Origin of the sequence: Clostridium psychrophilum, from assembly GCF_018861705.1 — a bacterium.
In the GTDB taxonomy this organism is placed as follows: Bacteria; Bacillota; Clostridia; order Clostridiales; family Clostridiaceae; genus Clostridium_AD; species Clostridium_AD psychrophilum.
This window is the reverse complement of sequence record NZ_JAHLEC010000112.1, coordinates 1-10,181: the sequence shown is the minus strand read 5'-3', so window position 1 is coordinate 10,181 and position 10,181 is coordinate 1. Positions and strand designations below refer to the sequence as shown.

At 30.2% G+C, this 10,181-nt stretch carries 10 protein-coding genes, 7 tRNA genes and 1 rRNA gene; all 18 read left to right on the top strand.

The genetic code is table 11. The features are described 5' to 3' along the window. The first annotated feature begins 300 nt into the window (after window positions 1–300). A 5S ribosomal RNA gene (gene rrf, locus KPL38_RS16170) occupies window positions 301–417 on the top strand. 35 nt (window positions 418–452) lie between these two features. After that, window positions 453–527 (top strand) — tRNA-Glu (locus KPL38_RS16165). Window positions 528–537: 10 nt separating this feature from the next. After that, window positions 538–621: transfer RNA gene (locus KPL38_RS16160), tRNA-Leu, on the top strand. 22 nt (window positions 622–643) lie between these two features. Beyond that, a tRNA-Gly gene (locus tag KPL38_RS16155) sits at window positions 644–717 on the top strand. A 13-nt stretch (window positions 718–730) separates the two neighbouring features. Further along, window positions 731–807 (top strand) — tRNA-Arg (locus KPL38_RS16150). A gap of 6 nt (window positions 808–813) precedes the next feature. After that, window positions 814–888, top strand: a tRNA-Gln gene (locus tag KPL38_RS16145). A gap of 3 nt (window positions 889–891) precedes the next feature. Next, window positions 892–967 (top strand) — tRNA-Lys (locus tag KPL38_RS16140). A 10-nt stretch (window positions 968–977) separates the two neighbouring features. Further along, window positions 978–1,052: transfer RNA gene (locus KPL38_RS16135), tRNA-Glu, on the top strand. Window positions 1,053–1,166: 114 nt separating this feature from the next. Beyond that, a complete protein-coding gene (sfsA, locus tag KPL38_RS16130) occupies window positions 1,167–1,859 on the top strand; it encodes a DNA/RNA nuclease SfsA (protein WP_216290181.1) in 693 nt (230 codons plus the stop codon). A gap of 79 nt (window positions 1,860–1,938) precedes the next feature. Further along, window positions 1,939–2,463 (top strand): NAD(+) diphosphatase, encoded by a 525-nt coding sequence (locus KPL38_RS16125; RefSeq protein ID WP_216290180.1) that lies wholly within the window; start codon window positions 1,939–1,941, stop codon window positions 2,461–2,463. A gap of 106 nt (window positions 2,464–2,569) precedes the next feature. Then, the gene (locus tag KPL38_RS16120; RefSeq protein ID WP_246578001.1) at window positions 2,570–3,211 is read left to right on the top strand and encodes a beta/alpha barrel domain-containing protein; all 642 of its coding nucleotides are present in this window, start codon (window positions 2,570–2,572) and stop codon (window positions 3,209–3,211) included. After that, a complete protein-coding gene (locus KPL38_RS16115; protein WP_216290183.1) occupies window positions 3,211–3,414 on the top strand; it encodes a hypothetical protein in 204 nt (67 codons plus the stop codon). The genes KPL38_RS16120 and KPL38_RS16115 overlap by 1 nt, the downstream gene beginning before the upstream one ends. A gap of 265 nt (window positions 3,415–3,679) precedes the next feature. After that, window positions 3,680–3,868, top strand: coding sequence for a hypothetical protein (locus KPL38_RS16110; protein ID WP_216290179.1), 189 nt, complete (start codon window positions 3,680–3,682; stop codon window positions 3,866–3,868). Window positions 3,869–4,183: 315 nt separating this feature from the next. Next, on the top strand, window positions 4,184–5,257 hold the full coding sequence (locus tag KPL38_RS16105; protein ID WP_216290178.1) for a pyridoxal-phosphate-dependent aminotransferase family protein: 1,074 nt from the start codon (window positions 4,184–4,186) through the stop codon (window positions 5,255–5,257). 157 nt (window positions 5,258–5,414) lie between these two features. Then, entirely contained in the window at window positions 5,415–6,326 is a 912-nt protein-coding gene (locus tag KPL38_RS16100; protein WP_216290177.1) for a D-2-hydroxyacid dehydrogenase, read from the top strand. Window positions 6,327–6,350: 24 nt separating this feature from the next. After that, window positions 6,351–7,595 (top strand): DUF1015 domain-containing protein, encoded by a 1,245-nt coding sequence (locus KPL38_RS16095; RefSeq protein WP_216290176.1) that lies wholly within the window; start codon window positions 6,351–6,353, stop codon window positions 7,593–7,595. A gap of 171 nt (window positions 7,596–7,766) precedes the next feature. Then, complete coding sequence (locus tag KPL38_RS16090) at window positions 7,767–8,528, top strand: tRNA threonylcarbamoyladenosine dehydratase (protein WP_216290175.1); 762 nt, start codon at window positions 7,767–7,769, stop codon at window positions 8,526–8,528. Window positions 8,529–8,780: 252 nt separating this feature from the next. Further along, window positions 8,781–9,728: a GNAT family N-acetyltransferase gene (locus KPL38_RS16085; RefSeq protein ID WP_216290174.1), complete on the top strand. Its 948-nt coding sequence runs from the start codon at window positions 8,781–8,783 to the stop codon at window positions 9,726–9,728. Window positions 9,729–10,181: the final 453 nt, after the last annotated feature.

Sequence of the window (10,181 nt, the reverse complement as noted above, 5' to 3'; positions counted from 1 at the left end):
TTGATAGGTTAGAGGTGTAAGCATGGTAACATGTTCAGCTGACTAATACTAATAAGTCGAGGGCTTGACCAAGATAGATTAAAGTAACAAAAAATATTAATACTGCGATATTTCTCTTTCGTAAGAAAGGGACAAAGCTTCAAGCGTCAGCGAGAAGATTAGCACTGTGCAATTTTGAGAGAATACTTTTTTTAAAAAAGTATAACATCTCTATAATAGAGATGATAATGAGAAGATATTTTATATTTAATATCCGTAGTCAACGACGGTAGATTCTCGATTATTATTTCTGAAAAATAATCTGGTGATGATGGCCTGAAGGTAACACCCGTTCCCATACCGAACACGAAGGTTAAGCTTCAATGCGCCGATGGTACTGCAGGGGTAACCTTGTGGGAGAGTAGGTTGTCGCCAGGTCAATACTAAAATAAATATATTTAAGTATTTTATAAGGCTCCTTGGTCAAGCGGTTAAGACACCACCCTTTCACGGTGGTAACAGGGGTCCAATTCCCCTAGGAGTCACCATTTATGTATTGCAGGTGTGGCGGAATGGCAGACGCACTAGACTTAGGATCTAGCGCTTTACGGCATGGGGGTTCAAGTCCCTTCACCTGCACCATATTTACATAAAACATAATTAAGCGGGTATAACTCAATGGTAGAGTGTTAGCCTTCCAAGCTAGTTACGAGGGTTCGATTCCCTCTACCCGCTCCATTTTATTAATTATGCGTCTTTAGCTCAGTTGGATAGAGCAACGCCCTTCTAAGGCGTGGGCCGGGGGTTCGAATCCCTTAAGACGCACCATAATATTGGGGTGTCGCCAAGCGGTAAGGCACTACACTTTGACTGTAGCATTCGTAGGTTCAAATCCTGCCATCCCAGCCATATGATTCACTAGCTCAGTTGGTAGAGCACATGACTTTTAATCATGGTGTCCGGGGTTCGATTCCCCGGTGAGTCACCAATTTTTTTATGACCCCTTGGTCAAGCGGTTAAGACACCACCCTTTCACGGTGGTAACAGGGGTTCAATTCCCCTAGGAGTCACCAAAGAGTTCTTGCAAATGCAAGGGCTTTTTTGCTTTATAAAATAACATAATAATACTGGGCAATGTTGATAATTCTTATGAATTAGTGTATATTTATAAAAATGGAGATGAAGTTATGCTTATAGGCAAAAGAGTTTTTATTGCAGAATTTACAAGACGACCAAATAGATTTGAAGCCTATGTAAAACTTAATGGAGAAGAATTAATAGTTCATGTACCTAATACAGGAAGATGCAAAGAGATATTAATTTCAGGATCTACGGTTTTATTAAGAGAAGAGATTAATCCTAGTAGAAAAACATTATATGATCTTATTGCAGTGTATAAGAATAATAAACTAATTAATATAGATTCACAAATTCCTAATAAGGTTGTTGATGAGGCCCTAAAATATAAAAAAATTAAAAGTTTGGTAAAGTATAATATAGTACAAAGGGAGAAAATATTCGGGAATAGTAGATTTGATTTTAAACTTTCTAATGAGCTTGGTGAAGAATATTATCTTGAGGTAAAGGGAGTAACATTTGAAGTCAATGGTAAAACTATGTTTCCAGATGCACCTACAAAAAGAGGAAAAAAACATTTGTTAGAACTTATAGAGTCTAAAAGAAAAGGTTTTGGAGCTGGGGTGCTATTTCTTATTCAAATGAGTAATGTAAATAGTTTTTCTCCCTATGATGATATGGATAAAGATTTTGGGGAGGCATTACGACTGGCGTATAATAATGGAGTAGATATTTTTGCTTATGAATGTATAGTTGGGGAAAATTTAATAACTTTAAGTAAATCAGTTGAGATAATATTATAAAATTAATTTAAATGACTTATTTTAAGATGAAAAGTAATAAAATTATTGCTAATAATATAGATGGTAAGGAGAAAATAATATGAAATTTATATATTGCCCAATTTGTGGAGAAAAATTAATTGATAGAGATAGCTGGGATGAAGGCCCAGTTCCATATTGTCCTGTGGATGATATTATGTATTTTGACACGCCAAAACCATGTATAGTGGTTGCAGTTATGAAGGGCAAAGAAATATTACTTCTTAAACAGAATTATACTTTTAAAAATTCTAAAGTATTAGTATCAGGATATGTAACCAACGGCGAATCGGTTGAAGACACTGTGCATAGAGAAGTCAAAGAAGAAACAGGTATAACTGTTGGCGATATAAAATATTTGGGGAGTGATTATTTAGCTTCTAAAGAAATTATAATGTTAACTTTTATGGCGAGGTATGTTGAAGGAGAAATAATCAAGTCACCTGAGGTTGATTGGGCTGAGTGGGGTAACATAGATGATGCCATGTGTGAAATGAGTGAAGATGAAATAGGTAAAAGAGTTGTAAGAAAACTACTTAAGGAAATTGGATATAATGGAGAAAAGGCTTATAGATGCGACATATAAGATATTTTAAATAAGTATTGGTAAGGAGAATAAATTGGATAAAGACATTAGAAATAAGGATTTAACTAAAAAAGTACCTCAAATAACAGGAAATTTGCGAAGTCATATGATAGAGTTACCAAGTGTTATAAGAGATGCTAGTGGTATCGTAATATTTGGGAAAAGATTAAAATCGTTTGTTTTTACTACAGACGTAGCTGTTATAAGAAATACAAATGCTGATGCAGTTATTGCGGTATATCCATTTACACCCCAACCTAGAATTACAGAAGCATTATTATTAGCAGCAGATTTGCCAGTATTTTGTGGTGTTGGAGGAGGAATTACAACAGGGAAAAGAGTAACAAATTTGGCTCTAGATGCTGAATTTAAAGGGGCTATGGGAATAGTAGTTAATAGTCCAATATCTAATGAAGTTGTAAGGCAAATAAGAGAAACTATAGATATTCCCATAATAGTTACAGTTGTATCGGAATTTGAAGATATAGAAGCAAGAATAAACGCAGGAGCAACTATAATTAATGTATCAGGGGCTAAAAAGACTGCATATATTGTTAGGAAAATAAGAGAAAAGAATCCAGAATTTCCTATAATTGCAACTGGTGGTTCAACTAATGATGCTATAAGGGAGACTATAAAAGCAGGAGCTAACGCAATTACATATACACCTCCAATAGTAGCAGACATTCTAAATGAGATAATGATTAGATATAGAAAAATCTATGAGAAAGAGAATGAAGATAAATAATGTCTAATAAATTAAATCTAATTAAGAGAGTAGGTGATAAAATGGCTGTAGGTGGAGATAACTGTAACAAGTGTCCGGAGGCTTTGGCAAAACATTGTAACGAAGAGGGTTTAGATTGTGTTTGTAAAAGATGTCCAAGAAATTTAGGACAGTGTTTAACTACAAAATATTGTAGAGAAACTGAATCTATAATTAATGTATAAAATTAATGGTATGAGAATTGTTAATTTAACAATAGATGAATTATAAAAAATCAGTAATATTTTAAGAATATAGTATATACAAACTGTTTAAAAAATAGGAATAGTGAAATATTTAATTTACTATAACATACACAAGCTACTAAAACATTTTTTTGTTCTAGTAGCTTTATTTAGTGTATATAAAAATGTATATGAGAATTATTTAATAAAAGTTTGGGAAGAATAAATATATAATTGATTTTTAAATTATGAGGAGGAATAAATTATGCCAAATGTAGAACAGATGTCGCATGTAGCAAATAGTTGTAATGGATATGACTCAATAGGATCAGGGTTTCAATCTTCAATGGGTACATCATTTAGTAAAAGTTGTGGTAATTGCCAACATTTAAAGAATAACAAATGTGAGGTTAACTTATATGATAAAGTTTTAGCAGGATTAGATCAATGTTAATTAGTCATTAAATTAATTTATATTTTAATCATTTAACAATATTTTTTGTTAGATGGTTAAAATAATTATGCGGATTGAGAATAATTGCAATAATAATTTAATAAATATAATAAAATAAGTGTAATATAGTAAACTATTTTTATTACATAAATACATATGTATATTGTTTAATGGGAATTATCAAAATATTTAGATTTATTATATTGAGAAATATATATTTAAGTGGTAAAATAATATTTAGAATTAAAATTAGACTTCAAGACAGATGACAAAAGCAAAAAAATAAGGGAAAAGCCAAAACTTGGAGGGTAAATTATGCATAAGAAATTATTTATACCAGGACCAGTAGACGTAGCAGAAGATGTACTTCAAAAAATGGCTACTCCTCAGATATCACATAGAGGTAAGGAGGCATCTACATTACAAAGAAACATAAGTAATAAGATGCGGAAAGTATTTAATACTAAGGAGGAGATATTACTTTCAACTAGTTCAGGAAGTGGACTAATGGAAGGTGCTGTGCGTTCATGTACAGCTAAAAGAGCAGCAATATTCTCAGTGGGAGCATTTGGTGATAGATGGTTTAAAATGTGTACAGCTAATGGTGTCCCAGCAGATAAATTTGATTCAGAATGGGGACAACCAACTACTAAAAAAACGATTGAAGATGTATTACGAACAGGTAAATATGATTTAATAACAATAACAATGAATGAAACTTCAACAGGATTAATGAATAACATTGAGGATCTTTCATCAGTATACAAAAACTACCCAGAAGTTGTGGTGTGCGTTGATACAGTAAGTAATGCTGCTGGAACAGAAGTAAAAGTCGATGAATGGGCAATAGACATTTGTATAACTTCAACTCAAAAATGTTTAGGATTACCTGCTGGAATGTCTATTTGTACATTCTCTAAAAAAGCAGTAGCAAGAGCTAAACAAGTTACTAATAGAGGAGTATATTTTGATTTATTAGGACTATATGATTGTATACAAAAGAAAGATTATCAGTATACTTCTACTCCATCACTTTCCCATATGTTTGCTTTAGATTATCAATTAGATAAAATTTTAAAAGAAGGTTTAAATAATAGATATGCTAGGCATATTGATAATGCTAAAATTGTGAGAACATGGGCTAAAAAATATTTTGATATATTTCCAAATGAAAAATTTATGTCAAATACAGTAACTGCTATTAAAAACACAAGACAAATTGATGTTTCTGATTTAAATAAAAAATTAGGTGAAAAAGGTTTTATTATATCTAATGGTTATGGAAAATTAAAAGATGAAACATTTAGAATAGCACATATGGCTGAAACTACACAACAAGAAATAAAGGCTTTATTAGAAACAATAAATGGTATTTTAGGACTTAAATAATAATTAAAATAAGAATGATAAATTAAGGATGAAAGATTATTATATAATTTTTCATTCTTAATTTATATTTTAGTAATTTTTATTTAGCTAAGAAACAATAAAACAGGAAAATTTAACTAAAAAACAGCTATTATTGTATAGAAAGAGGGGGATTATCGTGATTAGAGTATTAGTTACAGATGGTATGGAGAAAAGTGCAGTAAAAGAATTAAGAGCTAAAGGGTTTGAAGTAGTTGAAAAATTTTATAATCCTGAAATTTTAGGTGAAAAACTGAGAGAGTTTGATGTAATTGTGGTGAGATCTGCAACCAAAATAAGAAAACCAATAATTGACATAGCAGCACAAACGGGGAAATTAAAGATTATAATTCGTGGTGGAGTAGGAGTTGATAATATTGATGTATCCTATGCTAAGGAAAAAGGAATAAAAGTTGCTAACACACCAAATGCAAGCAGTGCATCAGTAGCTGAACTTGTACTTGCGCACATGTTTGCAGTGTCAAGGTTTGTCAATATTTCTAATGTTTCTATGAGGCAGGGTAAATGGGATAAGAAAAAATATGTTGGTGTAGAAATTTGTGGGAAGATATTAGGTTTAGTCGGATACGGAAGAATATCTAGGCAACTAGCTAAAAAAGCATCCGCACTTGGTATGAAAGTCATATATACAGATATATTAGGAAAAGCTAAGGATACTGATGAATATGAATTTTGTGAACTAAACAATCTACTAAAAAGATCAGATTATGTATCATTGCATATACCTTTTATCAAAGGTAAAGGGGTTACAATAGGAAAAGAACAGCTAGATATGATGAAGAATGGAGCGTATTTAATTAATTGTGCTAGAGGTGGAGTAGTAGACGAAGTCGCTTTAGTAGAAGCATTAAATAATGGTAAGCTCGCAGGAGCGGGAGTAGATGTTTTTGTTGAGGAACCAACCAAAAACGAAGCATTAGTTAATCATCCAAAAGTTTCTGTAACACCACATATAGGCGCGGCAACGAAGGAAGCTCAAGTAAGAATAGGTAATGAAATAATAAGTATTATTTGTGATTTTTTCAAATAGAAGGTACAAACTGGAGGAATAATTATGGCGGTTGTAAGAGCCTTTAAAGCATACAGACCACAATTAGATTTAGTAGAAAAAGTAGCGGCACTTCCATATGATGTTATGGATAGTGAAGAGGCTAGAGAAATGGTAAAAGGAAACCCTTATTCTTTTTTACATGTTGATAAATCAGAGGTAGACTTACCACTCGAAATCGATATTCATGATGAGAAAGTGTACCTAAAAGCTAGAGATAATCTACAAAAAATGATTAGTAACAAGGTATACATTAAAGAGAAAAAACCTTGTATGTATATATATAGACAAATAATGGATGGAAGATTTCAAACAGGTATAGTTGCTTGTGCTTCTATTGATGATTATATAAATGACATAATTAAGAAACATGAGTTAACAAGGTCGGATAAGGAGCTTGATAGATTTAACCATGTTGATTATACAAATTGTAATACCGGACCAATATTTTTAACATATAGGCATAAAGATGAAATAGATAAAATTGTACAAGATTGGACAGAAACAAAAATACCAATATACGATTATAAATCTGAAGATGGAGTATCACAAATTATTTGGGTTATAGATAATGAAGATATTATTAATAGACTATCAACTTTATTTGATGCAACAGAGTACTTATATATAGCAGATGGTCATCACAGATCAGCTTCAGCAGTTAAGGTGGGCTTAAAGAGAAGGAAAGATAACCCATCATATACTGGCAATGAGGAATTTAATTTCTTTTTATCTGTTATATTTCCTGACAAGGATTTATACGTAATGGATTATAATAGAGTTATAGCAGATTTAAATGGTAACTCTTCAGAAGAATTCATGGAAAAAGTTGCTGAAAAATTCAATATTACTTTATATCAAGGTAAAGGCCAATTTAAGCCACAAGTACAAAGAACATATGGAATGTTCTTTGATGACAAATGGTATAAACTAGAGGCTAAAGAGGAAACTTTTAATTTGAGTGATCCAGTAGAAAGGTTAGATGTATCAATACTTCAAAAAAATTTATTAGGTCCAATTTTAGGAATTGATGATCCAAGAACAAATTCTAGAATTGATTTTGTCGGTGGGATAAGGGGTCTTTCAGAACTTGAAAGAAGAGTTAAGAATGGTATGAAAATTGCATTTTCTATGTACCCCACAACTATAGATGATTTAATAGAGATAGCAAATGCAGGAAAAACAATGCCTCCTAAATCAACTTGGTTTGAACCAAAACTACAAAGTGGTATATTTGTTCATGAACTATAATTTAACATCATGATATTATAAAACCTATTGAATATTTAGAAAGACTGCGCTTATGCGTGGTCTTTCTAAATATTTAGGGTATAATTAAGTCGTGATACTAAATAGTTATTTATAAATTCGAGAAAAAAATTATATATTCAATAAGATATATTACAAAGGAGATAATAAAGTATGCCACAGCATTGGTTGTCAAGAACAGAGTTACTTATAGGTATGGACAGTTTAACTAAATTACAAGAAAGTAAAGTAGTAGTATTTGGAATAGGTGGAGTTGGTAGTTATACAGTTGAAGCACTAGTAAGATCTGGTGTTGGGAAATTGGTGTTAATAGATGATGATACAATATGTTTAACTAATTTAAATAGACAGGTACATGCTACCCATAAAACGATAGGTAAAAGCAAGGTATTAGTTATGAAAGAAAGAATGTTAGAAATAAATCCTAAGTGTGAAGTTATTACATATGAGACATTTGTAACTGCAAATAATATGTCAGATATAATTACAGATGATACAGATTATGTAGTAGATACTATCGATACGGTAACATCAAAAATATGTTTAGCTGAATATTGCAATGAACACAAAATAGATATAATATGTTGTTTGGGTACAGGTAACAAATTAGATCCAACTTTATTTAGGGTTGCAGATATTTATGATACCAAGATATGTCCTCTTGCAAAGGTTATGAGACATGAATTAAGAAAGAGAAATATTGATAAGTTGAAAGTGGTTTATTCAGAGGAAATTCCTATGAAACCAATTGGAGAGGTTATAACATGTAAAGAGGGTTGTATATGTACAGGAGGTTCAAAAAAATGTGCTATGAAAAGACAGATTCCTGGCAGTATATCTTTTGTCCCACCAGTAGCAGGTATGATAATTGGTGGTGAGGTGGTTAAGGATTTAATAAAAAAGTCGAACATTTAATGTTATATGATGATCAAAAAATAAGAGCGTGAATTAATATATTCTTATTTTTAATTTTAATAGGTTACAAGTATAATGAAATAGTAAAATAAATATAACTATTTTCGTATTAAAGAGTTTTAGTTATACAACCAATTTTTGTATTGCTCTAATTATGCTTAACTATAGTTGGTCATATTATTATAAAAATAAATATGGGATATAAAGGATCAACATTAATTAATGATTTTAGTGTTGAGAAAGGAGTTAAAAATGAACAAAGGAAAATATGTAAATTTGGAAGCTTTAAAAGGTAACGATCGGGAATATATAATAAAGGACAATTCTTATATTATTTTAGGAAATATATTTATAATAGAACTAGATAAAAAAAATAAATTTTGTCAATTTAGATTGAAATTTCACAAACACACAAATGGAAACTATGAGTATTTAAAGGATACATTAACTATTATATTAAATATTTTATTTGTAAATATGGGAATAAATAAAGTTGATGTTATAGCACATGAAAGCATAAATATAAGTGCTTTTATTGATTTAGGATTTGAGTTAGAAGGAATTATTACAGATAGTGTGATAAATAAATCTAATTATCAATCAGAAATGATGTTTGGTATAAGTGCTTTTGTTTTCAATAAGAATTCAATTGAAAGAAATCTTAGTATTGAGGGAAAAAGAATTAAGATTCAGGTTTTAACTCCTGGTGATTCAGAAGAAATGTTAGAGTTTAATTTAAGAAACAGAGATTTCTTAAAGTATTTTGAACCTTCTAGAGATGAAAAGTTTTATACTTTAGATATCCAAAAACGCATTCTAACGGAAAGTTATAAACAGTTTTTGAATGGTAAGGCTGTTAATTTGGGGATATATAAGGAAAACAAAATCATTGGTAAAATAAGAATATCGAATATAGTTATGGGTGTTTTTAAAAATGCTTTTATAGGTTATTCTATGGATGAAAAAGAACAAAATAAAGGATATATGAAAGAAGCGGTTAAACTAGTTTTAAATTATGCTTTTGATGAATTGGAATTACATAGAGTAGAGGCTACTACATTAATAGATAATCAGAAATCACAAAGAGTTTTAAAAAGCTGTGGGTTTAAGGAACTTGGTATAAGTGAAAAATATTTGTATATAAATGGAGACTGGAGAGATCATATGATCTTTTATAAGGTTAAAACTAGTGAAAAGTAGTATATTCAATATTTTAGTTGTGCTAAAAACAATAAATTAAATAGATATTTTTACAAACTAAAGTATTTAGTGTGAGTTAATGGAAATAATTATGTATACTATCCCAAGTGTATCAATATGAGAAAAACGTAGAATAAGTGAGAAAATAAGATTATTGTGTAGTTATATTAATATAAGTAATATATACTATAAAACATATAAAAATAATTATGATAAAATAATATATGTTGTTGTGATTTGTGTGTAGTCAACTAGTATTTTAAATAGAAAGTTTATTTTTAAGTATTAAATAAAATTGTTGACAAAACATAAAATACCTAGTAAAATAGTAGAAGTCGTCAGTTGATGGCAAACAACAAATTGGTCTTTGAAAATTAAACAGAGAAATAGGTAAAGAAATGAAATAATATTTTGTTTTAACCAGTTAATTACTTTAGTATAAAGTAAAATTTA